A 26,247-nucleotide genomic window follows, 5' to 3' on the forward strand; every position below is an offset into this window, starting at 1 on the left:
TGGCACGTGAAATCCTATAACCTAAATCGTTATCTTCCGCATGACAATATACGAAATTAAATAAATGACAACCCCTGTTAAAAGAAGTTGATAAAAGAAAATAAAGCTAAAATCCGTAAATAAGTCTATGAAAAAGTCTAGTATCCATCCTTTAGCAATCCCGAAAACCAATGTTGCCATTGTAATACCTAAAATAGTGAAACCTCCAATGTAGCCAAATCGATAAAATATTAAACCGATAATAAAGAAACAGGCTAGTAAAAAGAAAGCTATAGACGTATCAATAACAACGCGACTATACCACGTGGTTTCTAAAACCAAATCTGCCAAGTGGCTAAAGGTATAAGACTTTTCTTCAGTTGTTATAGTAAATATCCCATTATTAGTTGCTTTGAATACCTTTTCAGCTATTAAAGTGAGGGTATTAGCCAATGCAGCATTTACCATTGCCAAACAAAGGAAAGAGACACCAGCAGAAACAAATATATTCATCCGAGTTGACCCCATTTTAATAAGACAGGGAATACAGTTTTTCACGGTTACAAAAGCTAATACGGCTGAAAATATATAAATAGGAAACGATAAATCATAACTAACTGCTGTATCATCACCCTTACTAAATATATAATCAAGTCCATAAGTTAGCACCATGAAACTAACTAACACGGTCCAAAAAATGACAAATGGTCGCTTTAAATCAGTCAAAATAAAATAAACCGCTCCTTTTAATTGGCCATCCATGATACTTCTCCTCCTTTTTCCGTTAAATAGATCATTAATTCTTGAATCGGAACACCTTCAACATTTAAATCAGTATCCTCTACTCCTTCTTGACTACCAAATACGAAGGCTGTCATCATGTTGGCTAGTTCCTTAATTTTCATGACTTGTTTATCTTGAATAAATTGTTCAACCTCGGCTTTCGATCCAGTAACTGAAAAAGCACCTTGCCGCATTATTTCAGCTTTTTCATGCATAATCAGATCACCTTCTCTTAATATCAATACTTCTTCAAACAATAAACTCACTTCATCAATTAAATGAGTTGAAAATATAATCGTGCGAGGACGGGTTTCATATTGTTCCAATAAAGTATTGTAAAAATTTTTTCGAGCAGCCGCGTCAAGTCCAATATAGGGTTCGTCAAAAATTGTTATTGTTGCCAAACTAGATAACCCTACAATAACTCCTAATGCCGATTCCATTCCTTTAGATAGTGTTTTGACTTTCGCATTCAAAGATAAGTTATACTCTTTAATTAATTCATTAGCCAGCGCCTGGTCCCAATTTGGATAAAATAAACTATAAGAATTCAAAATATGTTTAACTTTCAAATTCTGATTAAAGTTGCTACCTTCTTTAATTAAACAAATATGTTGTGATATCTCCCGATTATCAAAAGGATTTTTATTATTAACTAAAACATCACCGCTTGTTGGTAATTGATAGCCTGCTAAGATATCCATAAATGTTGTTTTTCCAGCGCCGTTCCTCCCGAGTAATCCATAAATTTTTGGTTCAGTGAGTTCAAATGATACCTCGTTTAAGGCGTGTTTTTTTCGATAACGTTTCGATAGCTTATTAACTTTAATCTCCATAGCGGACTTCCCCCTTTTTTAACATGTCATACAATTGCTCATTAGAAATTTGCAATTTACTTGCTTCATTTTTTAACGGAATAACAAAGTTCTCATAAAACTGCTGCTTGCGATGTCCAATTAATTTTTCCTTTCCAACCTCCGTAACAAACATGCCAACCCCCCTTTGCTTTAGAATAATTTCTTCTTGTGCCAACTCATTAATACCTTGCCGTGCTGTAGCAGGATTGATGTTATAAAACTTAGCTAGTTCATTTGTAGATGGTATTCGTTCCCCTACTTTAATTGATCCATTGATAATGGAATCCTCAATCGACTCTTTAATCTGAAGATAGATTGGTCGTCGATCATCTAATTTACCTTTCATTTTTGTCACCTTTTCCAATGGGTTAGTTAGTTGTATAACTAACCATATAAGTAATGAACTGAATTGTCAAGGGAGTTTTAGTTTAAAATTGGATAGTTATTATTAGACTAGTAAAGTATTAGGCTGAAAAAAGCGAAATGGAAAAGCCCGTGAAGTGTATCCTATCTTTCTTGAGTGAATTGGGAATTTAAGTATATAACTCATGCAATATTAATTTAGGAGGGATTAGAACAGGAGGAAAAAAAAGAGCTAACTCAAAGACACCACTTGTTATCTTTGAGTTAGCTCTGCTGGTAAAAATTCACCTATCTTAACTTTACTTACTTATTTTTACTAGGGTCAATTCCAAAAAAGTCAAAAGCGTTTTGAGTTGTCATACTACTGATTTCCTCATATGATACTCCTCTTAAGTCTGCGATTTTTTCTGCGACTAATTTAACATAAGCAGGCTCATTGCGTTTACCTCGATTAGGATGAGGTGCTAGGAATGGTGCATCAGTTTCAATGAGCAAGCGGTTATCAGGTACTTCTAAAACAGCTTCTTGCGGTAAGGGAGCATTTTTAAATGTAATCGTCCCACCGAACGACATATAAAAATTCATATCAAGGCAATCTTGTACATATTTCACTGAATCATTGTAACAATGCATAATGCCGCCCACTTCTTTAGCATTTTCTTCTTTCAATATTTTAATAATATCTTCTGTGGCTTCCCGGTTATGAATAATAATCGGCATATTTACTTTCTTGGCTAGGTTGATTTGCTTCCTGAATACATCTTTTTGGACATCTTTCGGTGATTTATCCCAGTGATAATCTAATCCCATTTCTCCTAAAGCGACAACCTTAGGATGAGAGCAAAGTTCTTCTATCCATTTAAAGTCTTCATCGGTCATATCAATCGCATCAACAGGGTGCCATCCAATTGCTGCATAAATTGAGTCATATTGTTCAGCAATTTCAATGGCTAAGGGAATAGTTTCATGGTCAAATCCTACAACTACCATATATTTAACGCCCGCATCAAAGGCACTCTGAATCACTTCTTCACGATCCTCCATGAACTGACGGGCATTTAAATGAACATGCGTATCAAATAACATTTTTTCACCTCTGGTATATCATAATTTATTATCTTGCATCTAAAAAGTTAGTTTAATTAATTAGATATAGCAATTAAAATTTTGATCCTAATGGGGATACATATCGTGAGGAACGATCACGATTCATGATCCAACTTTTATGAGATTACGCATCATAACGGACGTTCTCACGATTCATGATCCAGCTTTTATGAGATTACGCATCATAACGGACGCTCTCACGATTCATGATCCATTTTTATGAGATTACGCATCATAACGGACGCTCTCACGATTCATGATCCAACTTTTATGAGATTACGCATCATAACGGACGCTCTCACGATTCATGATCCAGCTTTTATGAGATTACGCATCATAACGGACGCTCTCACGATTCATGATCTTATTTTTAAGAGATTATACATCATGACGAAGAACTTTTCAGTCTTAGCTGGAGCTGTAATTTATATTACTAATTCATTATGCACACAAACAATCAATTTTAAAAAAAGCCGGCTTGGTAAGTTCGCCAAGCCAGACCTTAGGTTAATCTTATTATTTTACAACAGAACCATTTGGCAAGGATTGATCGACGGTTGCAAGAGAAAGATTACCACCTTTATCTTCTCCAGATAACACCATTCCTTCAGACATTTCACCACGAAGTTTAACAGGTTTTAAGTTAGTTACGCAAATTACTTTTCTGCCAACTAACTCTTCTGGTTCGTAATACTTGGCAATTCCAGAGATTACTTGGCGTTTCTCGCTCCCAATGTCGAGCTGTAACCTAAGCAGTTTGTCCGCATTTTTCATTTTCTCAGCTTTCAACACTTCAGCGACTCTAAGATCAATTTTCATAAAGTCATCGAAAGCTACTTCGTTTTTCCCTGGCTTGTCTTGTTCAGGCTTCTGTTCCTCGCTGCCACCTGTTTTTTGCATCAAATTTTTAATTGTTTTAACTTCCTCTTTAACATCTAAACGAGGAAAGATCGGTTTTCCTTTTTCAACCTTTGTTCCCACTTTAATTGCTCCCAATTCATAAATACTATCCCATTGTTTCATTGCCTCATCGTTAATACCGAGTTGCTTAAATACTTCTTTTGGAGCTTCAGTTAAAAATGGTTGTAACAAGATAGCTATCACACGTAAGGTATCTGCTAAATGAGCTAAAACATTACCAAGACGTTCATTCTGCCCTTCATCTTTAGCCAATTTCCATGGTTCAGTTTCATCAATATATTTATTGGTTCGGCTAATTAACTTCCAAATAGAAGCTAGAGCAACTGAAAACTGCATATTTTCCATTGCCTCTTCAACACTCGTAACCGTTTCTTTTACCATCGTTTCCAGTTCACTATCGACTGGTGTTTCTGATGTTTGATATTGTTGTACTTCACCATCAAAGTATTGCGTAATCATAGCTACTGTCCGATTTAGCAAATTTCCGAAGTCATTTGCTAAATCATAGTTTGTTCTCTCAACAAATCCTTCTGGTGTAAAGACACCATCTGAGCCAAACGGCACCTCACGCAATAAATAGTAACGAAGCGCGTCAAGACCATAACGGTCAGTCAGTGAAACAGGATCCACAACATTTCCTTTTGACTTAGACATTTTCCCGTCTTTCATTAAAATCCAACCGTGTGCAAACACCTTCTTAGGGAGAGGTAAATCAAGCGCCATAAGCATAATTGGCCAATAAATTGTATGGAAACGAACAATTTCTTTACTCATCAAATGAACATCAGCTGGCCAGTACTTTTCAAACTTCTCAACGTTGTCCGTACCATACCCTAAAGCCGTGATATAGTTGGTCAGTGCATCAATCCATACGTAAATAACATGCTTGTGATTACTAGGAACTTTAATTCCCCAATCAAATGTTGTTCTAGATACAGCTAAATCTTCTAGTCCAGGTTTAAGAAAGTTGTTAAGCATTTCATTTTTTCGGCTTTCAGGTTGAATAAAATGAGGATGCTCTTCATAATACTTAATCAGTCGATCGGCATACTTACTCATTTTAAAAAAGTATGACTCTTCTTTTACCTTATGGACAGGACCTCCGCAATCCGGACAGTTGCCATCTTCCAATTGTCTTTCTGTAAAGAAGGATTCACATGACGTGCAATACCATCCTTCATACTCATCTAAATAAATATCACCTTGATCTTGTAATTGTTGAAAAATCTTTTGAACGATTGTTTTATGTCTTTCCTCAGTTGTACGGATAAAGTCATCGTTCGTAATTTTTAACTTCTTCCATAAATCTTGAATGCTTCCGACAATGTCATCAACATATTCCTGAGGTGTTTGATTATTTTCCTTAGCTTTCTTTTGTATTTTTTGTCCATGTTCATCCGTTCCAGTTAAATACATAACATCATAGCCGCGCATCCGTTTATATCTCGCAATAGCATCCCCAGCAATGGTTGAATAGGCATGTCCAATATGTAATTTTCCACTTGGGTAATAAATTGGTGTCGTAATATAAAAAGTCTTTTTATTCTCCGACATGGTTTTCCTCCTTAACAAAACTTAGATTATTCTTCTATTGTAGCGATTTTTCGTGGTAATTGCCATAACATAGCATTTTTCTAACAAGATCAGTGCAATTTCTTACCAATTCAATAGCTTAGCTTTTATGATTGACTTCTTTATCTTGAAACTTTCAAAAAACTTAAAAATATAGTTAAAAAAATATTGACACAATTGTAAAAGGTTGGTAAGATAAAATCAGTTTATGTCGAAATATGGCGAAAACAAGAAATTATTTAAGGGGGAAACTGAATGAAATCCACTGGGATTGTAAGAAAGGTTGACGAACTAGGACGAGTTGTCATCCCAATCGAACTGCGTAGAACACTTGATATTAATATTAAAGATCCTCTTGAAATTTATGTTGATGATGATAAAGTTATATTTAAAAAATACCAAGCGAATATGTCATGCTTCGTCACAGGTGAAACGAAAGACGAGAACATTACACTTGCAGATGGAAAACTTGTTTTAAGCCCCGAGGGAGCAAAGACTTTAGTTGATGAAATACAAAACAAATTTAATGAATAAATATAGATTAAAAAGAGTTGATCCCTTTAGTGGTCAACTCTTTTTATTTATCAATATGATAAGCTTGATAGACTTCTCGCTTTGGTAACTTTCTTTCTGTAGCTACGGTTTTTATAGCCTCTTTGCTTGATAAAGATTGTTCGTCCATATAGTGAGTAACATGCTCCACGACTGACAAGTGACTCCACCACATATCATCATGTTCCGTATTCTCACCAGAATCTCCTTCAATTACAAGACAAAATTCACCGCGTAATTCTGTCTCCTCTGTCCATGAAATAAGCTCTTCTACCGTACCTCGCACATATTCTTCAAATCGCTTTGTCAATTCTCTAGCAATCGCTATATTTCGATTCCCAAGTTGTTCTAGAATCACCTTCAACGTATCTTTCACACGAAAAGGGGATTCATATATTAAAAGAGTGGCTTTTAAAGAGCGGAGTCGCTCCAGTTCAGCCTGCTTTTCTTTCTTTTTTCTTGGCAAAAATCCATAAAAATAAAATTCACTAGAAGGCAACCCCGATCCTACCAATGCACAAAGAGCAGCATTTGCACCAGGTAGCACGACAACTGGCAAATCACTTTTAATTAAAGCGTGTACCAACTCATAGCCTGGGTCAGATATTGCCGGCATGCCGGCATCGCTCACAAGTGCCACGACTTGACCTTCCTCAACTTTGCTCACCATCATGTCTTCTCGTTCCCTCTTATTATGTTCATGGTAACTTATTAATGGTGTATGAATATCGAAATGATTCAACAACTTTTGGGTATTTCTTGTATCTTCAGCAGCAATTAAATCGGCTGATTTTAATGTATTTAATGCTCGATAGGTAATATCCTCAAGATTACCGATGGGCGTGGGAACGATATACAGCTTCCCCTTTAAATCATCATTAAAACTCTTTTGTATCATCATTTTGAATAACCTCTTTCAGTTTTTCACGAATTAAGAGCATTTTCCCTCTTCGTGTCAACTGTTTAATCTCATATTCACGTGTCATTGCCGATTCTTTTGTTGGATGTTTTTCGACAAACATCACTTGGAACGGGCCACGTCCTCGTGTGTATTTTGCTCCTTTTCCACTTCGATGCATCTCAAGACGATGTTCCAAATCATTTGTATATCCTGTGTACAGTGAGTTATCTTTACATCTTAAAATATATACTATATGTTCATCCATAAATTATCTCCTCAGCCTCTTTCGTATAGGTTCCATCATTATTATAGACATATAAAGGTGGAAGTATATGCAAATCCGCTTTTCCGTCTCTCATTCCCTCAAGCAATAACATGTTTGCTTGACGACCACGTTTCGGGTAAACGAGCCGCATCCGTTTCGGTTCTATCTTATAGGCACGATATAAAGTTAGCAAATCAACAAGTCTACTTGGACGGTGGACCATAGCTACTTTTCCTCCAGGCTTTACATGCAACTTACAAGCCTTAATAACGTCCTCCAATGTACAGTAAACTTCATGACGAGCAATCGTCAAATAATCATTTTGATTATGCTCTGTCTTAGACGGAGTCTTGAAATAAGGGGGATTACATGTCACAACATCAAAATGGCTATGGCCAAGCACAGGTTGCATTTCCTTTAAATCCCCATGAATCATTGCGATTCTTTCACTAAGATGGTTCAACTCAACATTTCTCTCCGCCATATTAAAAATACGTTCCTGAATTTCCACTCCCACAATAGACGCCTTTGTTCGTTTTGAAAGCAATAGTGGAATGACCCCATTACCAGTACATAAATCTAATATTTTACCCTTTTGAATTGGTATATTGGCGAAGTGAGCTAAAAGGACGGCATCAAGAGAAAAAGAAAATGCAGTAGGACTTTGAATGATTTTCATTGTTTGATCTGCCAATAAATAATCAAGACGTTCATCATCGATTAACTTTACCATTATATATGTTGTTCCTCTCCATTTACAAAATAAGCTGCCTTTTGTCATTCAGACAAGAGGCAGCTAGAGTTACTTCAAGATTATTTTGTTTTGCTTAAAAAATCAAGACAAAATATACAATCTTCATCTTTTCTCGGACTTCCAAATTCTAAATTACAGATATGAAACCCTTCATCATAAATACGAGCTAAATTATCATAACCTTCACTCGGAACATCAGATGCCTCTTGTGGCCTATCTGTCTCATCGTTTTCTTCTTGCTGATTTAAACGATTTCGAATATGATGATTTTCCATACCAAGACGATGATTTTCTTCTAATAAACCACTAATTTTATTTTTTAAGTCACCCAGTTGTTCATACAACTCGCCAATTTGTTGTTCCATATCTGATACTTGATCGAATATTTGCCTATACTTACTCACGCTTTTTCACCCCACTACCTTGTGGCTTGCGTCGTTAGGATACCTTCTTCTATCAATTCATCCACAGTATATTCAATCACACGGTCTTTTTCAGTGATTTCAATTTGAATAACCTTTTCTAAAATATTCAGTCCTACCACATGACCTTTGCCATACGGAGTTTCCATTTTTTGTCCCAAATCTGGTAATTCCTTTTTAGCATCTTCATATTGGTCATTTTCATATTTCAGGCAGCACATCAAGCGGCCACATAGTCCAGATATTTTAGCGGGATTAAGAGAAAGATTTTGATCCTTTGCCATTTTTATCGATACTGGTTCAAAATCTCCTAAGAAAGAAGAACAACATAGCATCCTTCCGCAAGGCCCTATTCCACCAAGCATCTTGGCTTCATCACGTACACCTATTTGTCTCAATTCAATACGCGTTTTAAATAATGCTGCCAAATCCTTAACAAGGTTACGGAAGTCAACGCGCCCATCTGCTGTAAAATAAAAAATAATTTTATTTCCATCAAATGTATATTCTACATCCACTAGATTCATATCTAATTTATGTTGGACAATCTTTTCATCACATATGGAAAAAGCCTTTTTCGCATATGTGTCATTATCTAAAACTGTACGCTTGTCCTCTTCATCAGCTATCCGCATCACTTTCTTAAGAGGTAGTACGACATCTTCCTCGTCGACACGCTTATCTGCAATGACGACTTTACCAAACTCAATCCCTCTGACTGTCTCTACGATAACATAATCATCAAGCTTGGGATTTTTATCAGCTGGATCGAAATAATATATTTTACCCGCTTTTTTAAAGCGGACACCAATTACATCTATCACTCTATAATCACCTCTGTATTTGAAGTGCTAATTGTTCCATGACTAAACTGGAATTGACATGTTGCTTTAAATGACGTTTAGCATCAAGTAAGTTATGTAACACTTTAATTAAATCTTCTTGAGAATATGATAAAACTAACTGTTTGAGCTGCTCATCATTTATATTGAATACAACCATTGATTCCTCTTTATCTAAATGAGCATAAAGAACATCTTTAAAAGCTAATAACAGCAAATCAATTCCACGTTCGAGTTGAGCTCGTTCTTTAAAATGCTTTAACCAATGATTATGAATAAATAAATATGCATCTTCTGAAGGTGCAATAAGTATTTCCATCAATTGTATCATTAATTTTCGCCCTTCTGCAAACCATTCATCATCGCTCCACTCTATAGCTTCATCAATATTATTGGTCAAAGCACTCATTAAAGCTGCATCCTTCTCAGACATCTCAGACGCCACTAATTGTTCTTGTAAATGCTTAGAATGAAGTGGCTTTAAGTCAATAAGTTGACACCGTGAACGGATGGTCGGAATCATTGATTGACTATTTTCAGTTAATAAAATAGCGGTTGTTCGCTGAGTTGGTTCCTCCAAAAATTTCAAAATACGGTTGGCAGCATTTAATGTTAATGTATCTGCACCTGTAATAATATAAACTTTTTGATTGGATTCAAAGCTTGAATACGTAAATTCTCTTTGTAAATTTTTAATTTGTTCTATTTTAATCGATTGTCCTTCAGGTTCAACCCAATGGATATCAGGGTAGTTTCTTGAATCAATACGTTTACACATTCGGCACGATTGACAGGGTTCCACACCTATTAGACGTTCACAGAATATACTCTTTGCAATCAATGTGGCAATGGCTTCCTTACCTGTTCCACGTGCACCTTGGATAAGATAGGCATGGGAAATACGGCCTTTTTTTATACTGTTTGTAATCATTCTGCTGGCTATCGGCTGAATTTTTTCAATCTCAGACCATGTTGTCATCTGTTCCCATCCTTATCTCTTATATGTTAAATCTACTCTTTTTAAATTCATAGGTGTTTATCAATTTTTTCGGTTATGCATATATATTAAGCAGCAGACCTTTAATTTCACCAATAATTCCTAAGAGGTCGACTGTCTTTTTTTCATTACTCATCATAGCTTCGGTTAACTCAATTAATTTCTCATCAACTTCTTTAACCAGGGCTAATTTACGACCTTGACCAGACGGATCAAAGTGGTGTCCTGATTGCCATTTTAAGCCTGAGCTCGTTGTTTCTTTTAAAAATCTCTTAATCATCTGTTTAAATTTAGCTAAATCACGTAAAGACCTGAAACTTGCTAATTTATTTCCTTGCTTACTTATATTATTAAGTAAGTTTTCTACTTCTTGATTTTGCAACTTGCTGGCTTGGGACTGAACGAGACCTTTAAACTTTTGGTGCTCATCAAGATTCACGCGCAGTTGCCTATTCGCTGCTTCAGATGTGGATCTGATTTCTTGGTTAATTTTCATTCGCCCAGTCCTCCTTTTTATAATCATAAATTGTTTTAACTCTTAAAACTGGTAAAACGACTCAATTGGTAGAATAAAGACCGTAGCACCGCCTACTTCAACTTTTACCGGCTTAGGTATATAAGAATCTGCATTACCACCCATTGGAGAAATAGGAGCTACCATTTGCTCACGCTGTGAACAATTATCTCGAATAATATCAAGGGCTTCATCAAGGTACTGATCTTCACAACCAATCATTAATGTTGTATTTCCTTCTTTTAAAAATCCACCTGTGGTAGCCAGTTTTGTTGTTTGAAAGTTTCCTTCTCCCAACGCATCGACAAGGCGATTAGAATCCTTATCTTGAACAACCGCAATAATTAATTTCATTTTAAATAAGCCTCCTTTTTAAGTCGATTTATCTTAATTCAATACTTTTTTCTTTCAAATCGCGGGTAAGTGTAGTTATGGCATCCTCCTCAACCCTTTCTAATGGTTGATCTGCATTAATTACCTTTATCCGTTCAGGAAACTTTTCAACCAAAAGCTGGTAAGCTTCATAAACCTTCTCGTGGAAATGCATTTCTTCTAAATCTAAGCGATTTCTTTCCCTATCTTTATTCGACGAGATCCGCTTTAATCCTTTTTTTGGTGTAATATCAAAAAATAAAGTTAAGTCTGGCATACAATCTTGAATAGCGAATTGATTAATTGAGAAAACCTCATCCATTCCAAGTTCCCTTGCATATCCTTGGTAAGCTAGACTACTGTCGATAAATCGATCACATAAAACTATTTTCCCCTTTCTAAGTGCGGGGAAAACTTTTTCCACCAAATGTTGTCTTCTAGCAGCAGCATACAATAATGCTTCCGTTCGACCGTCCATTGTGGTATGTTCAGTCGCTAATATAATCTGTCTTATTTTTTCTGCGATATCAATTCCGCCAGGTTCTCTTGTTGTTAACACATCAAACCCTTTTTCTTGTAGTTCGTTTCGAAGAGATTTGAGAACAGTTGTTTTTCCTGCTCCTTCACCACCTTCTAGTGTAATAAAATACCCATTCACTTATGCTTTCTCCTTTAACAGTTCATAATAGTCTATGTTAAATCAAAAAAATTTGCGATTCTCGCGAAAATATATTGTATTGTTTACCTCTATTGTAGCATGTTATAGTTTATTTTTTAATTAATAAAAGTTATAGATATGCAATAAAAAAGTCTTTGCACTTATGAAGCAAAGACCCCTAGTCGAATTTCTATGAATATAATGTTGGTTGATTAATATTTTTTAATTTTCGTAAGTAGTAATTGTATTTTTCTTCTCTCGGCTCTGTATGAATAATATTATACTCACATTCCGTACAGATAAAAAAGTTGTATAGATGAATGCCTCGTTCCTTTCTTTCCTCACAAATGCCACAGCGTTCATTAAATGTTGTTCGATTCACATTAACCACCTCCGTTAGATAATAGTCTCTCCTAATCTAACGGTTTTTATACGAAAAAACTTTGAAACTTTCAATTTAATTTTCATATGACAAATAAGTGAATAGCAGCTAAAGATGCGACACCGAAGAGTCCTAAGAATCCTGAAATGGCAACGGTAAAAAGATTAATAGGTATATGCAATCCAACAGCTCCACCAAATACGTTCAAAAAGAATAATAGTAAAATACCAATTCCTAATTTAACCGTACTGTTAGCAATAAATCTTAACGGCTTAACCGGTGCACCTACAAATAAAAGCAAAATAATTAACCCAACCATAATAGAGATAACCCACGTTGAACCCAACACAATCAACTCCTTCTTCCTTGTCCTCTTATTAGTACATATGCTTGGACAAGCAAAAAAAGAACCGAAATAACATCTTGTCGATTGCATTAAAAGTAGCTCATGGATTATTTTTTGCCGTAGTTGATATAAAATGCGACAGAATTTCAACACGGACTCTCTTCCCATCCTGTTAAAGTAAGCAGTAATCCAAACGCTACGCTTTCCGTGGGCGGCTGATGGGCCTCCTCGAGCTACGCTCTGCGGAGTCTTATCTAGGCCTCTGGGACTGCGCTAAATGCTCGTCCCACCGAAAACATTAGCTCCCACAAAGGTTTTTGGTGGGGCGAAGCTTGCTGCAGCCCCAGGAGTCTCCGCATTTTTTCCTACGCTGATTTCAGCTTAATATCATTGTACAAAATTGACTTATAATAACATTAAATAACTTTAATAGTCTGGGTGAGCGCAGGGCGGTGACTCCTGCGGGAATAGCGTGAGTCTGAAGACCCCGCAGAGTGGTTTTCTCGAGGAGGCTGAAGCCGTGCCCGCGGAAAGCATCCGCCCAGAGCGATCCCAGACGGTCATGATTACACTTGCTTTGAAACCAACCCATTAGTTACTGCACATCATATGGTAATTGTTTACAAATACATTCTTATCTGCATTTTTACAAAAAGAAACTATTTTTCAAAGGGATGGTGCTTAATCTCATCCTTTTGAAAAATAGTTCTACTAAATGAGCCATCATGATGGCTATGGATTCTTGATCTTCGAAAGTGAATAACTAGTCTCTTAATCTATTTAAAGTCTATTTATTTATAATTCAAAGCATTGAGATTTCTGTGCCTAGCCTCACGTAATAAATATAAATACTTTGCTTGAGCAATAGATTCTCTGAACTTTCCATCCATAGATGGCTCAATACTTTTTTCAACGATTGAACTTATTTGTTTCCACTCTTGTTCTACTATATATAAGGCATCGAGCAGCTGTCGATCTATATCTCTTTTCTTTATCTTTCTAGCCATCATGTCACCTAAATTCTACAGTTCTCTTCTTCCCTCTAATGCTTTCGATAATGTGACTTCATCTGCATATTCCAGGTCTCCGCCAACCGGAAGGCCATGTGCTATGCGAGTTGTACGAATACCTGATGGTTTGACAAGGCGTGAGATATACATTGCCGTTGCTTCACCTTCAATATTCGGATTAGTGGCGAGGATTAACTCTTTCACATTCTCATCTTTTAAGCGATTGATTAAGTCAGGAACATTTATATCTTCTGGTCCAATCCCATCCATTGGAGAAATAGCACCATGAAGAACATGGTACTTGCCGTGGAACTCTTTCATTTTTTCCATAGCAATCACATCTTTTGGATCTTGGACAACACAAATGATTGAGTTATCCCTCGATGAATCTTGACAAATCGCACATGGATCTTGATCTGTAATATGACCACATATTGAACAATGAGAGAGTTCTCGTTTAGCATTAACAAGTGATTGTGCAAATTCGAGAACATCGTCATCATTCATATTTAAAACAAAAAATGCCAGCCGAACAGCCGTTTTGGGCCCGATCCCTGGCAATTTTGTAAAGCTGTCAATTAATTTAGATATTGGTTCTGGATAATACATTGAGGATGCCTCCTAGAACATACCTCCACCAGGTAAGTTCATGCCTTTTGTAAATTGACCCATTGTATCATTTGTTTTTTCGTCAATTTGATTTAGAACGTCATTTGTTGCTGCAAGAATAAGGTCTTGTAACATATCAACATCGTCTGGATCTACAACGTCCTCTTCAATTTTTACATCTGTAATTTCTTTCTTCCCATTAGCTGTTACAGTTACCATTCCACCACCAGCTGATGCTTCAAACACCATTTCGTGCAATTCATCCTGAGCCTTCATCATTTTCTTCTGCATTTTTTGCATTTGTTTCATCATGTTATTCATATTACCTTTCATGAAAAACGCCTCCTTATAATTTTAAAAGACAAAATGTTATTTCATTATAAATTTAATCTTAATCGTGTACCTCGATCAGGTCATCTCCGACCAATTTTCTGGCTTCTTCAACTAGCGGATCATTTTCTGGTTCTTGCTTTTGACTTGATTGATCTTGGTTCTTAACATACTCTTGACGCAATTCATGCCAGTCATTGATTGGAATTGGAATAATCGTTAATTCTTTATTAATCACACTTGCTAAAACAGATTCAATGAGTTCTTGGTTATCAAGGAATAATGCACAATGAATCTCATATTTAAAAGCTACAACGACTGCTTTATCAGAAGCGGCAGCTGGCTTACTATCTTGTATTGTAGCATGGGCTGGAGCATTCATGCTTTTTAGTTTATTTAAGAATGACGCCCATTGTCCCTGTACCTCTTTTAATGCTCCTTTTTCTGCTTCTTGTAATACATGACGAATTTTTTCGTACGGTATTTTATAACTGTTTTTCGTTGATCTCGTCTGCGGTCTTCTCGCTTGAGGAGCTGGTGTTTGTTCTTGAGATGCAAAAGGTCTTTGTTTTAGTGTTTCCAGTTCCTTTTCCAGTCGAGATAATTTAGAGGTCAGCTGCATAACAGCTTCATCATCAACAGCAGGTGCCTCTTGGGTTTGTTGATAGCGATTAGTAATTGTAATTAATGTAATTTCAATAAACACTTTTGGATTATTCGTCCATTTAATTTCTTGCTGACATTGATTTAGATGAGTAATGGCTTCCTGAATCCAAGGTTCTGATACTTCGTCTGCCAACTGTTTAAATCCATCATCTACCGTAGCCCGCTCTAAAATGTCTTCCAGTGATGGAGCACTCTTGTAAAGCAATAAGTCTCTTAAAAAGTAAATAAGATCGTAAACGAAACGGCCCGGATCCTTCCCACTTTGGATGAGATCATCAAGTAATGTTAATGTGTTTTTAATATCTTTGTCATGCATCCCCTTAACGATATCAGTTAGCAGATGCTGAGACACTCCACCCGTTACAGCGAGAACATCTTCCAATTCTACTTGATCGTCACTATAAGAGATAGCTTGATCTAGCAGACTTAACGCATCACGCATCCCGCCTTCAGCAGCCAAGGATACGGCTTCTAAAGCTTCTTTTGAAACAGACACTTCTTCAGCTTCTACAATCGTCTCCATCCGCTCGACAATCGCACGGGTCGAAATGGGTTTAAAATCAAACCGCTGACATCTTGATATAATTGTTAATGGAATTTTATGTGGTTCGGTTGTTGCTAAGATAAATACAACATGTTGGGGTGGTTCCTCTAAGGTTTTTAGTAGCGCATTAAAAGCACTTGTAGAAATCATATGCACTTCATCAATAATATACACTTTATAAGGTACAGAGCTTGAAGCATATTTTACTTTATCACGAATTTCACGAATATCATCCACACTTGTATTAGATGCGGCGTCAATTTCAATGACATCAGAAATCGACCCATTCTGAATTCCAATACAAGCATCACATTCATTACATGCTTCCTTTGTTGGGGCAGACCTGCAATTAATTGTCTTCGCAAAAATTTTGGCAGCACTTGTTTTTCCAGTTCCACGTGGACCGGAAAATAGATAGGCATGGGAAAATTTTTCTTGCGCAATTGCATTTTGTAGTGTTCTTGTGATATGTGTTTGACCGACGACATCCTTAAAGTTTTGCGGACGCCAAGTACGGTATAATGCTTGATAGCTCATATTACCCAGTCCCCTTCATGATTTCCCTCTAATTATACCGATTTTTTGGACGAATGTGAACCTAAAAGAAACAATTACTGTGGGATTTCAATTAATCATCTTTGCTCAATTTTTAAATAAAATAAAAAGCTGTATCAAAATTTTTATAAAACTTTGATACAGCTTTGAAGTCTATGTAAGCCGTGCACCCACTCTCGTTCAAGTGTCCCTATGCGTTACCCAAGTTCATGGCTCGGCCTAGGTTACCCCACGGCACACAAGAAGATCCACTTACTGCTGCTTCCTTCCGGACCTGACAGGGTTCATGGGTTCCTGTTGCGTAGGACCTCGGCGTCAACACCACTCCCTTGGGGCAGACCATAAAGGCACTTGACCTCAAATGGGAATTCAGCCTTGCTATAGCGGATTGCAAGTACAGGGCACCGCTACCTCCCCACCTAGCACGACATTGTTAATTATACAGATATTATGGTGACATTGCAATAGGAAATTATTACATATGCTTTATTGCCTTTTTCTTTTTCCACGCAAATCTTTAAAAAAGTCTTTCAAAAGCTTAGCGCAATTTTCTTCCAACACACCACTTGTCACCTCAACTTGATGATTAAATCGTTCATCCTCAAGGAAATTCATTAAAGTCCCCGCACAACCAGCTTTAGGATCAAATGCTCCGAAAACAACCCGCTTCATACGAGATTGTAAAATAGCGCCAGCACACATGGGACATGGCTCCAAAGTGACATAAAGCGTACAATCTTCAAGACGCCAGCTCCCTATTTTTTCATTAGCATCTTGAATGGCAATGAGTTCGGCGTGGGAAAGAGTCTTTTGATCCGTTTCACGAATATTGTACCCCGTTGCTATAACGTTATTGTTATAAACAATTACCGCTCCAATGGGCACCTCATTTATCCTTTCAGCTTTTTTCGCTTCTTCAATTGCTAATTCCATAAAAACGTCATCCATAACATCCCAACTTTCAAGGTAGTTTGAGAAGAATTCTATTAGGCAATAATTAGTTATATATTTAAGTGTAAAGGAGCCAACTAAATGACTCAAACACATAATAATACAGCTGTCCTATTCATCGATGTTATTAATCATTTTGATTTCAATGGTGGTCATAAACTAATCAAACATACAAAAGATATTTTACCCAATATGATAACCTTGCGTAATTATGCTAAAAAAAATAATCTCCCTCTTATTTATATTAATGACCATTATAGACTCTGGCAAGCTGATTTTAATAAAATTATTGAGCATTGTAAAAATGAGAGAAGTGAAGAAATCATCGAAGCATTGAAGCCAGATGAAGATGATTATTTTCTCATTAAACCGATGCACTCAGCTTTTTTTCAAACACCACTTCAATCACTATTAACAGAGCTGAATTGTGATCACCTGCTTATCTCCGGTGTAGCTGGGGATATTTGTATTTTATTCACAGCAAAAGATGCGTATATGTATGACTTTAAGATGCACATACCTAGTAATTGTATGGCCTCTGAAGAAAAGGATGGGAATGACTATGCACTTTACCTAATAAACTCAGTCATGAAAGCTGACGTTCATCCCTTTTTGAACCAATCCTTATAAATGAATAAATGATTCTCCCTCCTCATATAGTGTAAGGATGATTATGATTTAAATATACTTGGAGGGGGGATTTTTTGTGCAAATTCATGTTGTTTCTAAAGGTCAATCAGTTTTTAACATCGCTACTACATATGGAACTACTGTCCAAGCAATTGTAGATGCTAATGAACTAGAAACGCCTAACCAACTTGTTGTCGGGCAGGCCCTTGTCATTCCAATTATGGGTCACTTTTACTATGTTCAACCTGGTGATACCCTCTATGCCATTGCTCGTATGTTTGGATTAAGTACTCAAGAACTAGCACGAGTTAATAACATTTCTATTGACCGTCCACTTGACGTGGGCTTTAGGCTTTATATTCCTGCTCCTCAACAAAAACCACCGATTACTTCTATTGGTTATATTCAACCTACAGGGTCCACCGTATCACAATCACTCATTAACGCAGCAACAAATAACACACAATATTTAACTTACCTAGCACCTTTTAACTATCATGCTAATCGTGACGGGAGTTTAACCCCACCACCTCTCGATAACTTACGAGAAATAGCTAGAAACAATAATGCTCAACTAATGTTAGTTGTGACCAATTTGGAAAGAGGAAATTTCAGCAGTGAATTAGGCCATATTTTATTAACAGTCCAGCATGTCCAAAATAATTTATTAGACAATATTGTCAATACCGCAGTTACCGAAGGATATAAAGACGTACACTTTGATTTTGAATATTTACCACCTGAAGATAGAGAAGCATATAATTCTTTCTTAAGAAAAGCAAAAGAACGTTTTTCCCAAGCAGGGCTCACGCTATCAACTGCTGTTGCGCCAAAAACAAGCGCTGAGCAGGCTGGCACTCTTTACACAGCACATGATTATGCCGTTCACGGAGAAATAGCTGATTTTGTTATTTTAATGACGTATGAATGGGGGTATAGTGCTGGACCTGCTCAAGCAGTTTCTCCATTAGATCAGGTCCGAAAAGTAGCTGAATATGCGCTAACTGAAATACCTGCAGAAAAGATTGTACTAGGTCAAAACCTATATGGCTATGATTGGACACTGCCTTTTGTTGAAGGTGGAGAATATGCTCGAGCTATTAGCCCACAGCAGGCCATCACCATCGCACGTAAAAACAATACAGCCATCCAATTTGATCAAACAGCACAAGCGCCTTTTTTCACTTATTATGATTCTTCTGGAAGTGAACATGAAGTCTGGTTTGAAGATGCTAGATCAATTCAAGCTAAATTCGACTTAATTAAAGAATTAGATTTGCGTGGCATAGCTTACTGGAAACTTGGACTCTCATTCCCTCAAAATTGGTTATTGTTAGAAAACAACTTTACTGTTACTAAGTTATAATAACCAATAAAACTAAAAAGAAGTTTGAATAGAAGTATTAAAAAATCCGAACAATGATATGTTACTAAAAGTCATTGTTCGGAGATTTTTTTGCTTACAATTTTCTTCTTTGCAATCATGTCTTAACTTACTTTTATATTTTATTTCAATAAATTAAGAGATTCACGGTTAAAGGCAGGCAAATCATCTGGTGAACGACTGGTGACCAGTTGGTTTCTACATACAACAACTTCCTCATCTTGCACGTCAGCACCTGCATAATCCATATCCACATGGATAGACTTAAAGCCCGTTGCTTTTCTACCTTCAAGAGAACGAGCGGTAATTAAAAGTTGTGGACCATGACAAATGGCAAAGACAGGTTTGTCATCATCCATAAACTTTTTAGCAAACTTTACAAAACGATCATCTGCACGAAGCATGTCCGGTGAAAATCCACCTGGAATAAACAAAGCATCAAAATCATCTACGTTAACATCATCAATACCTTTATCAATTTTAACAGTTGCTTCTTTATTTTTACCTGTCACTTCTTTTCCTTTTTCTTTTTCAATCGTCACAACTTCATGACCTGCATCCTTAAAGGCCTTTTCAGGGTTCGTAAATTCTGAATCCTCAAACATATCAGTAATAACTGTTGCTATCTTCTTACTCATTTATAATCCACTCCTTAAGAGAGATTTTGTCCATATTCTATTGGGACTACATTAAAAACTATTCCCACTGCTCAAATATATAAAACATACAATGGATAAATCTGCTCTTAATGAAGATTATAACCCCATTAATTCCAGGAGTTCATCTTCATTAATAATTAAATCTTTTAAAGTATAACCATCAAGGACCTTAAAGAATGCTTCAAGCGCTTCATGCAAAGCGTGCTTTAATTTACAGGCCGGAGAAAGAACACAATGATTCGTTTCTTTACTAAAACATTCAAGCAAATTAAAATCTTGTTCTAAATCCCGTACAATTGCCCCAATATTAATAGTTTCTGGATCCTTTGCTAAACGAATCCCACCATATCTTCCTCTGATCGTTTCAATTAATCCTTGTTTATTTAACTCAAATACAATTTTTCCTAAATGGTGTTCGGATATAGAAAACGTTTGGGAAATTTCTTTAATACTCGCCAACTCATCCCCAGACTTCAATCCTGTAAATATCAACACCCGTAACGCATAATCCGTATATTTTTTTAGTTGCATTTTTCTTCGCTCCAAGTTTCATTAATTTGTAACAGTTGATACCTTTTTCCCTATTAAAACTATGATAACATTAAAAATAAGATAAAGGTGTATTTCAAATACATCTTTAAAATAACATTTATAAAATAAATTTTAAATTTAAAGGAGCGTCTGTTACTTATGAAAACGGCAACAAAGTTAGATAGTCAAACGATTGACATTGTGAAATCAACGGTGCCAATTCTTGAGGAACGAGGAGATGAAATTACAAGCCGCTTTTATCAAATGATGTTTGAAAACCATCCTGAATTAAAGAATATTTTTAACCAAACAAATCAACGTAAAGGTGATCAATCTAAAGCTCTTGCAAACACGGTTTATGCAGCAGCTGCTCATATTGACCAGTTAGAAGCAATTTTACCGGCAGTAATGCCAATTGCTGAAAAGCACCGTAGCCTCAACATTAAACCAGAGCATTACCCAATTGTCGGTAAACATTTACTTTTAGCTATGCAAGAGGTATTGGGTAAGGACGTCGCCAACGATGATGTTATTGGGGCATGGGAGAAGGCATACGGCGAGATTGCCAATGTCTTTATCTCTGTTGAAGCTGATATGTATCAGGATGTTAAAAACACTGTTGGTGGATGGATTGACTATCGTGACTTTAAAGTAACGAAAAAGGTAAAAGAAAGCGATGTTATCACATCCTTTTACTTAGAACCTGCCGACGGAAATCCTTTTCCAACCTTTAAACCTGGTCAATACATTACAGTCAAAGCGGATATTCCAGGAGAGTCTCACACCCATTTACGTCAATACAGTTTATCATGTGCCCCAAACCAAGGTGCATATCGAATTAGTGTGAAGCGGGAAGAAGCTATTGGGGATAATCCAGCTGGTATTGTATCTAATTTCTTACATGATCATCTTGAGGAAGGTAGCATTTTGCCAATTAGTGCACCCGGTGGTGACTTTGTTTTAGATAATCAAGACATGAGACCACTTGTCTTAATGAGTGGGGGAGTTGGCTTAACGCCAATGATGAGTATGCTGGAAACTGCTATTAAAGACCAGCCTGAACGGGAAATCATTTTCATTCATGCAGCTCAAAATGGAAAAGTTCATGCCATGAAAGAGCGTGTTAAAGAAATTACTGAAAATCATAATATTACCTCTTTCACCATTTATGATAGTCCTGAACAACAAGATGAAGGCACATTTGATAAAAAAGGGTATATTGATGCCGAATGGCTTTCTTCAGTTTTACCAACACATGACGCAGACTTTTACTTCTGTGGCCCTAAGGGATTCATGCAAGCAGCCTATCGTTATCTAAAAGAATTTGGTGTGGCTGAAGAAGATATTAATTTTGAATTCTTTGGTCCAGCACAAGAAATTGCTAGTTAATATTTTTTAAGCTCAATAATGAAGAGGCAAAAGCCTCTATAAAGTAGTTGAATAAACCTCTTTATAGAGGCTTTTTTATTTGAGTAACTAGCGTTTTTATACATAAATACACTAAGACACACTTTTTATTATGTGTAACTTTTTTATCAAAGTGTATGTTCAGTTAAAATTCTCGACCGATAAACATTCATTGCTGTTTCACCTAATGTGTCAAGAAGATTATGGTTAGCATAGGCTCCTACAATAGCTCCAAATCCCGGAATAAGCTGTAATAACTTTATCAGATCAATATAGTCGCGGTATTCCTGTTGGAACACACGCCAATCCATATCAAGTAATTTCTCCTTTTCAGTCTTCCAATTATCAATGATATATAGTGTTTCCTTTCTCTTTTTATCACTTGAAAAAGCTAATTGAAATACATGCAGAATAAAGAGACGTTCTTCATATTCATCTGTATTAAAACCATATATTGTCGCTGCTTCAAATAGGAACTTTATTTTAATTGATAATAACAAAGGAAAATCAGCAAGCCCTAAGAAAATACCACCTGCTCCTGTTCCTGCCCCTTCAATGACTGCTGTTTTTCGGTAAGAAACCAATTTTTCTTTAAGCAGGTCATCACGCTCCATAAGATTGTTATTAGAATTCTGCTCTTTTCTCGTTATGACATTTGATCCAATTAAAGTCGTCTTCACCATACTTTTCATGCTTTCAGTAATAATGTTATGGGCCTTTTCCGGAATCATTTCATTAATCCTTGTTTGTGCCTTTTTGGATATTTGATTAAACAGGCTGGGACGTTTTAGAATCTTTTTTCGCCAGTCATGTAACTCTTCTTCTACTTTTCTCTCGTACTCCCTCATTTAAACCATCCTTCAATTCCTTTTGTTATCTAAGTATACGATTGAGTCATGTTAAAAGATTCAACAACACATTTGCTAGTTCATAACTTTAGGACTCATTTGTCCATATAAATTTCATATCTTATTAAAAAACACCAGACCCTAAAAATTTGAACTCTCAGAGCCTGGCACATCATACTACTATACTTATTTTGATTGTTTTGCTTCACTTCGTATATCCGCTTCTGAAATAACATACGCACAGACAGCATCTCCACTGATGTTAACTGATGTTCTAATCATATCAAGCAAGCGATCTACACCAATAATTAATGCAATTCCCTCAACTGGAAGACCTACCTGCTTTAAGACCATAGCTAGCATTATCAATCCAACACTTGGAACACCGGCTGTCCCAATACTCGCTAAGGTTGCTGTTAAAATTATAAGCAATATTTCCGTAACTCCTAATGGAATATCATAAACTTGAGAAATAAATACAGTAGCCACGGCTTGCATGATTCCCGTACCATCCATATTTATCGTTGCTCCTAGGGGTTGAACGAAGCTGCTGATGGATTTTTTAACGCCTAATTTTTCTTGAGCAATTTGCATTGAAACGGGTAGTGTAGCACTTGAACTTGATGTACTAAAACCAACAGACATAGCTGGGAAAAACTCTTTAAAAAATTTAACTGGACTAGCTTTTCCAAGAACTTTGATTGCAAAGCTATAAGTAACTGTAGCATGAATAACCAAGGCAAGGATAACAGCTAACATATACATAAACATCGATCCAAGTGCATCGAGACCTGAATTACCGATAGCCGATGCGATTAAAGCAAACGCACCATAAGGAGCCGTTTTCATAATTAAATTTACAAGATATATAAAGATTTCATTAGCTTGTTCAAATAAATTATAGATTCCTTTTGTCTTTTCGCCTAGAATAGCTAAGGCAATTCCAATGAACAAAGCGAATGCAATGATTTGCAGCATATCTCCATTTGATAAAGCTTCAAACGGATTTTCTGGAATAATATTAATCAACGTATCCATAATTGGTGGAGCAGATTCCGCTTCAAAACTCTCTTCCACATTAAATACTCCTGCTTTACCTGGCTGAAATAAAAATCCAACGCCAAGCCCTATCAATAGAGCGATAGCCGTCGTCACTAAATAAAATGAAATTGTTTGAAATCCAATTTTCCCAAGCTTGGCTGGATCTCCCATTCCTGCTGTTCCTATTACGATTGATATAAATACAATAGGGACAACAATCATCATAATTAAGTTTAAAAATATTTGCCCAACTGGATCTAGTGCATATTTATCGATAACTGAAAACACATCGGTAGGTACAAAGTTTAATCCGACACCTACAACTATCCCTAGAATCAGGGCGATTAATATTTTTTTAGTCAAGCTCATAGTTATGTTCCTTTCTCTGATGACTTTCTTTTTTCTATTTATTCAACAAGATCTCATTAGGTTGTTTTCAAATGGTATTCCCCTTAAATTTGAACATAAAGCTTCCATATAAATATGCCATAATTTTTATTAGTATTTCCCATTAGACATCTTGTAATTTACCCCACACTATGTAAATAGATTTAAAAATAACTCTATATTAAAGTAACCCCATTTCCATGGGGGTTTGGCATGCTTTTTAATTTTTAGCATATAGGAATCCGTGAATGGCGATTTTAATAAGTTTTGAAAGAGAGGACAAACTTAAATACTTTATCACCGTAGATTTTGAATGGCTTTAATGGAAGCGCCCTCGGCAGGAATCGAACCTGCGACACATGGTTTAGGAAACCATTGCTCTATCCCCTGAGCTACGAAGGCACTATAATATTATAAAAGAAGAAATAAACAATGTGTCTATTATACAATATATAACATGAAAATTAAAAGTCATATTCCTATATAAATGACAAATTTTTTTCACTAAAAATTATCAATCTTTAACCATAATTCAGTTACTTTGATTTATATTTAAATAAAATGTCACTCAAAACAACCTGAATAAAAAGTTACTTTATGATAAAATAACTTAACGTCTACCAATTTTCGTCATGAAATGAGGATAACCAATGGAAAATGTACCATTTATAGCAATTGAAGGACCGATTGGAGCTGGGAAAACATCGCTTGCGTCAAAATTAGCGAACTACTTTAATTTTCAACTTTTAAAAGAAATTGTTGAAGAAAATCCTTTTCTTGATAAATTTTATGATAATATCGAGGAGTGGAGTTTTCAAACGGAAATGTTTTTTCTATGCAATCGCTACAAGCAATTAGAAGATATAGAGCGAAACTACTTAGATAATGGTAAACCTGTTATTGCAGATTATCATATACTTAAAAATATTATTTTTGCACGTCGTACACTTCAAAAGGATAAATTGGAAAAATACGAACAAATATACAAGATCCTTACCAAAGATGTAGCTATACCTAATGTCATGATATATATACACGCTAGTTTGGATACTCTACTTAAAAGAATAGAGTGCCGGGGAAGAGATATTGAACATAATATTCAACCAGAATACCTAATGCAGCTTTCAAACGATTATGATGAATATATGAATCACTTTGAAAGACTTCATCCCCATGTTCCGCTTATTCGAATTAACGGAGATGAAACAGACTTTGTCACACGTCAAAAAGATTTACTCGACATTATAGAACAAGTAAAAAATAAATTAAACAATATTAAGAGGAGTAAGCCGGATGAATCTAAGAGAAAAGTATGAAATACCGAGTGACAGCATCATTACGGTGGCAGGTACCGTCGGTGTTGGTAAGTCAACGATGACTAAATCCTTGGCAAAAGCATTAGATTTTAAAACGTCTTTTGAGCAAGTTGATGAAAATCCTTATCTTGAAAAGTTTTATCATGAATTTGAACGTTGGAGTTTCCATTTACAAATTTACTTTTTAGCCGAGCGATTTAAGGAGCAAAAGAAAATTTTTGAATACGGAGGCGGTTTTGTACAAGATCGTTCGATTTATGAAGATACTGGTATCTTTGCTAAAATGCATTATGAAAATGGAACAATGTCGGAAGAGGATTATAAAACATACCACAATTTATTTGATGCCATGGTGATGACGCCTTATTTTCCTCATCCAGACTTATTAATTTACCTGGATGGCTCGTTTGAAGAAGTCATTCATCGCATCCAACTACGTGGACGTGAGATGGAAAAAGAAACACCTATTGCCTACTGGGAGGAAATGTTTGGACGCTATGAAAAATGGATCAATAACTTCAATGCCTGTCCTATTTTACGAATTAATATTTCCGATTATGACCTATTAAATAATGAAAAATCGATTGAGCCCATTTTAGAAAAGATTGGACATTTTATTAAGCAATCACGAAAATGGAAATCAAGAGGGATTTGCAATATTTAAAGAAAAGATGGGGTTAACTTGTCAGGAACGGAGGTTAACCCTGTTATACTGTCCACCTACAAAACCTATGATGTGTTTTTGGAAAAATAAACTCAAAAATAAACCCACTACTGAATGTAGTGGGTTTA

General features: G+C 36.0%; 31 protein-coding genes, 1 tRNA gene and 1 other RNA gene. 6 read left to right on the top strand and 27 right to left on the bottom strand.

The annotated features are described in order from the left end of the window. Window positions 1-21: 21 nt before the first annotated feature. From KQI49_RS11355 to metG, 5 genes are all read right to left on the bottom strand, one after another. A complete protein-coding gene (locus KQI49_RS11355; protein ID WP_216489099.1) occupies window positions 22-741 on the bottom strand; it encodes a hypothetical protein in 720 nt (239 codons plus the stop codon). Next, complete coding sequence (locus KQI49_RS11360; protein ID WP_216489100.1) at window positions 726-1,598, bottom strand: ABC transporter ATP-binding protein; 873 nt, start codon at window positions 1,596-1,598, stop codon at window positions 726-728. The genes KQI49_RS11355 and KQI49_RS11360 overlap by 16 nt, the downstream gene beginning before the upstream one ends. Beyond that, complete coding sequence (locus KQI49_RS11365; protein ID WP_216489102.1) at window positions 1,588-1,965, bottom strand: GntR family transcriptional regulator; 378 nt, start codon at window positions 1,963-1,965, stop codon at window positions 1,588-1,590. Before KQI49_RS11365 ends, KQI49_RS11360 begins: the two co-directional genes overlap by 11 nt. A 320-nt stretch (window positions 1,966-2,285) precedes the next feature. Next, complete coding sequence (locus tag KQI49_RS11370) at window positions 2,286-3,068, bottom strand: TatD family hydrolase (RefSeq protein ID WP_216489104.1); 783 nt, start codon at window positions 3,066-3,068, stop codon at window positions 2,286-2,288. Between the two features lie 537 nt (window positions 3,069-3,605). Then, a complete protein-coding gene (gene metG, locus KQI49_RS11375) occupies window positions 3,606-5,564 on the bottom strand; it encodes a methionine--tRNA ligase (RefSeq protein WP_216489110.1) in 1,959 nt (652 codons plus the stop codon). 273 nt (window positions 5,565-5,837) lie between these two features. Between metG and KQI49_RS11380 the strand changes: the two genes are divergently transcribed. After that, window positions 5,838-6,116, top strand: a complete 279-nt coding sequence (locus KQI49_RS11380; RefSeq protein ID WP_216489112.1) for a transition state genes transcriptional regulator AbrB — start codon at window positions 5,838-5,840, stop codon at window positions 6,114-6,116. Window positions 6,117-6,159: 43 nt separating this feature from the next. Here KQI49_RS11380 and rsmI read toward each other — a convergent pair whose 3' ends face one another. From rsmI to tadA, 17 genes are all read right to left on the bottom strand, one after another. Continuing rightward, window positions 6,160-7,035 (bottom strand): 16S rRNA (cytidine(1402)-2'-O)-methyltransferase, encoded by an 876-nt coding sequence (rsmI, locus tag KQI49_RS11385; RefSeq protein WP_216489114.1) that lies wholly within the window; start codon window positions 7,033-7,035, stop codon window positions 6,160-6,162. Next, complete coding sequence (locus KQI49_RS11390; protein ID WP_216489116.1) at window positions 7,013-7,300, bottom strand: GIY-YIG nuclease family protein; 288 nt, start codon at window positions 7,298-7,300, stop codon at window positions 7,013-7,015. The genes rsmI and KQI49_RS11390 overlap by 23 nt, the downstream gene beginning before the upstream one ends. Continuing rightward, window positions 7,293-8,033, bottom strand: coding sequence for a tRNA1(Val) (adenine(37)-N6)-methyltransferase (locus tag KQI49_RS11395; RefSeq protein ID WP_216489118.1), 741 nt, complete (start codon window positions 8,031-8,033; stop codon window positions 7,293-7,295). Before KQI49_RS11395 ends, KQI49_RS11390 begins: the two co-directional genes overlap by 8 nt. A gap of 80 nt (window positions 8,034-8,113) precedes the next feature. Next, window positions 8,114-8,419, bottom strand: a complete 306-nt coding sequence (yabA, locus tag KQI49_RS11400) for a DNA replication initiation control protein YabA (RefSeq protein ID WP_216489326.1) — start codon at window positions 8,417-8,419, stop codon at window positions 8,114-8,116. A 53-nt stretch (window positions 8,420-8,472) separates the two neighbouring features. Then, window positions 8,473-9,300 (bottom strand): PSP1 domain-containing protein, encoded by an 828-nt coding sequence (locus KQI49_RS11405; RefSeq protein ID WP_216489120.1) that lies wholly within the window; start codon window positions 9,298-9,300, stop codon window positions 8,473-8,475. 7 nt (window positions 9,301-9,307) lie between these two features. Next, window positions 9,308-10,297, bottom strand: a complete 990-nt coding sequence (holB, locus tag KQI49_RS11410) for a DNA polymerase III subunit delta' (RefSeq protein ID WP_216489122.1) — start codon at window positions 10,295-10,297, stop codon at window positions 9,308-9,310. A gap of 73 nt (window positions 10,298-10,370) precedes the next feature. Beyond that, on the bottom strand, window positions 10,371-10,811 hold the full coding sequence (locus tag KQI49_RS11415; RefSeq protein ID WP_216489124.1) for a YaaR family protein: 441 nt from the start codon (window positions 10,809-10,811) through the stop codon (window positions 10,371-10,373). Window positions 10,812-10,853: 42 nt separating this feature from the next. Further along, entirely contained in the window at window positions 10,854-11,183 is a 330-nt protein-coding gene (locus KQI49_RS11420) for a cyclic-di-AMP receptor (RefSeq protein ID WP_216489125.1), read from the bottom strand. 28 nt (window positions 11,184-11,211) lie between these two features. Then, the gene (tmk, locus tag KQI49_RS11425; protein ID WP_216489127.1) at window positions 11,212-11,859 is read right to left on the bottom strand and encodes a dTMP kinase; all 648 of its coding nucleotides are present in this window, start codon (window positions 11,857-11,859) and stop codon (window positions 11,212-11,214) included. A gap of 190 nt (window positions 11,860-12,049) precedes the next feature. Beyond that, entirely contained in the window at window positions 12,050-12,241 is a 192-nt protein-coding gene (locus KQI49_RS11430; protein WP_216489129.1) for a sigma factor G inhibitor Gin, read from the bottom strand. A gap of 82 nt (window positions 12,242-12,323) precedes the next feature. Then, the gene (locus KQI49_RS11435) at window positions 12,324-12,587 is read right to left on the bottom strand and encodes a pro-sigmaK processing inhibitor BofA family protein (protein ID WP_216489131.1); all 264 of its coding nucleotides are present in this window, start codon (window positions 12,585-12,587) and stop codon (window positions 12,324-12,326) included. 791 nt (window positions 12,588-13,378) lie between these two features. Further along, the gene (locus tag KQI49_RS11440; protein WP_216489133.1) at window positions 13,379-13,594 is read right to left on the bottom strand and encodes a YaaL family protein; all 216 of its coding nucleotides are present in this window, start codon (window positions 13,592-13,594) and stop codon (window positions 13,379-13,381) included. Window positions 13,595-13,609: 15 nt separating this feature from the next. After that, a complete protein-coding gene (gene recR, locus KQI49_RS11445; protein ID WP_216489142.1) occupies window positions 13,610-14,206 on the bottom strand; it encodes a recombination mediator RecR in 597 nt (198 codons plus the stop codon). Between the two features lie 12 nt (window positions 14,207-14,218). Then, on the bottom strand, window positions 14,219-14,539 hold the full coding sequence (locus KQI49_RS11450; protein ID WP_216489144.1) for a YbaB/EbfC family nucleoid-associated protein: 321 nt from the start codon (window positions 14,537-14,539) through the stop codon (window positions 14,219-14,221). 58 nt (window positions 14,540-14,597) lie between these two features. After that, window positions 14,598-16,283: a DNA polymerase III subunit gamma/tau gene (gene dnaX, locus KQI49_RS11455; RefSeq protein ID WP_216489146.1), complete on the bottom strand. Its 1,686-nt coding sequence runs from the start codon at window positions 16,281-16,283 to the stop codon at window positions 14,598-14,600. Between the two features lie 180 nt (window positions 16,284-16,463). Beyond that, window positions 16,464-16,729, bottom strand: an RNA gene (gene ffs, locus KQI49_RS11460) — signal recognition particle sRNA large type. A 58-nt stretch (window positions 16,730-16,787) separates the two neighbouring features. Then, complete coding sequence (tadA, locus tag KQI49_RS11465) at window positions 16,788-17,249, bottom strand: tRNA adenosine(34) deaminase TadA (protein ID WP_216489148.1); 462 nt, start codon at window positions 17,247-17,249, stop codon at window positions 16,788-16,790. Window positions 17,250-17,333: 84 nt separating this feature from the next. On the opposite strand from tadA, the gene KQI49_RS11470 reads away from it, so the two are divergent. Both KQI49_RS11470 and KQI49_RS11475 read left to right on the top strand, forming a co-directional pair. Beyond that, window positions 17,334-17,882 carry a cysteine hydrolase family protein gene (locus KQI49_RS11470; protein WP_216489150.1) on the top strand — a complete coding sequence of 183 codons (549 nt, stop codon included), beginning with the start codon at window positions 17,334-17,336 and terminating at the stop codon, window positions 17,880-17,882. A 76-nt stretch (window positions 17,883-17,958) separates the two neighbouring features. Then, a complete protein-coding gene (locus KQI49_RS11475; RefSeq protein WP_216489152.1) occupies window positions 17,959-19,248 on the top strand; it encodes a LysM peptidoglycan-binding domain-containing protein in 1,290 nt (429 codons plus the stop codon). 140 nt (window positions 19,249-19,388) lie between these two features. Here the strand turns inward: KQI49_RS11475 and KQI49_RS11480 are convergent, their stop codons facing one another. Next, window positions 19,389-19,904, bottom strand: coding sequence for a type 1 glutamine amidotransferase domain-containing protein (locus KQI49_RS11480; protein ID WP_216489154.1), 516 nt, complete (start codon window positions 19,902-19,904; stop codon window positions 19,389-19,391). A 117-nt stretch (window positions 19,905-20,021) separates the two neighbouring features. Further along, window positions 20,022-20,456, bottom strand: coding sequence for an RrF2 family transcriptional regulator (locus tag KQI49_RS11485; protein WP_216489156.1), 435 nt, complete (start codon window positions 20,454-20,456; stop codon window positions 20,022-20,024). Window positions 20,457-20,585: 129 nt separating this feature from the next. On the opposite strand from KQI49_RS11485, the gene hmpA reads away from it, so the two are divergent. Next, window positions 20,586-21,845, top strand: a complete 1,260-nt coding sequence (gene hmpA, locus KQI49_RS11490; RefSeq protein ID WP_483887805.1) for an NO-inducible flavohemoprotein — start codon at window positions 20,586-20,588, stop codon at window positions 21,843-21,845. A gap of 146 nt (window positions 21,846-21,991) precedes the next feature. Here hmpA and KQI49_RS11495 read toward each other — a convergent pair whose 3' ends face one another. The 3 genes from KQI49_RS11495 to KQI49_RS11505 all read right to left on the bottom strand — a co-directional run bounded on the left by KQI49_RS11495 (window position 21,992) and on the right by KQI49_RS11505 (window position 24,541). Then, window positions 21,992-22,711, bottom strand: coding sequence for an EcsC family protein (locus tag KQI49_RS11495; RefSeq protein WP_216489159.1), 720 nt, complete (start codon window positions 22,709-22,711; stop codon window positions 21,992-21,994). 186 nt (window positions 22,712-22,897) lie between these two features. Next, window positions 22,898-24,121 (bottom strand): dicarboxylate/amino acid:cation symporter, encoded by a 1,224-nt coding sequence (locus tag KQI49_RS11500; RefSeq protein ID WP_216489160.1) that lies wholly within the window; start codon window positions 24,119-24,121, stop codon window positions 22,898-22,900. Between the two features lie 347 nt (window positions 24,122-24,468). Next, window positions 24,469-24,541: transfer RNA gene (locus KQI49_RS11505), tRNA-Arg, on the bottom strand. Between the two features lie 248 nt (window positions 24,542-24,789). On the opposite strand from KQI49_RS11505, the gene KQI49_RS11510 reads away from it, so the two are divergent. Together KQI49_RS11510 and KQI49_RS11515 are read left to right on the top strand one after the other, a co-directional pair. Beyond that, window positions 24,790-25,455 carry a deoxynucleoside kinase gene (locus KQI49_RS11510; protein WP_216489162.1) on the top strand — a complete coding sequence of 222 codons (666 nt, stop codon included), beginning with the start codon at window positions 24,790-24,792 and terminating at the stop codon, window positions 25,453-25,455. Further along, on the top strand, window positions 25,433-26,119 hold the full coding sequence (locus KQI49_RS11515) for a deoxynucleoside kinase (RefSeq protein WP_216489163.1): 687 nt from the start codon (window positions 25,433-25,435) through the stop codon (window positions 26,117-26,119). Before KQI49_RS11510 ends, KQI49_RS11515 begins: the two co-directional genes overlap by 23 nt. Window positions 26,120-26,247 lie beyond the last annotated feature (128 nt).

It is taken from the genome of Virgibacillus sp. MSJ-26 (genome assembly GCF_018918075.1).
Classification (GTDB): domain Bacteria; phylum Bacillota; class Bacilli; order Bacillales; family Amphibacillaceae; genus MSJ-26.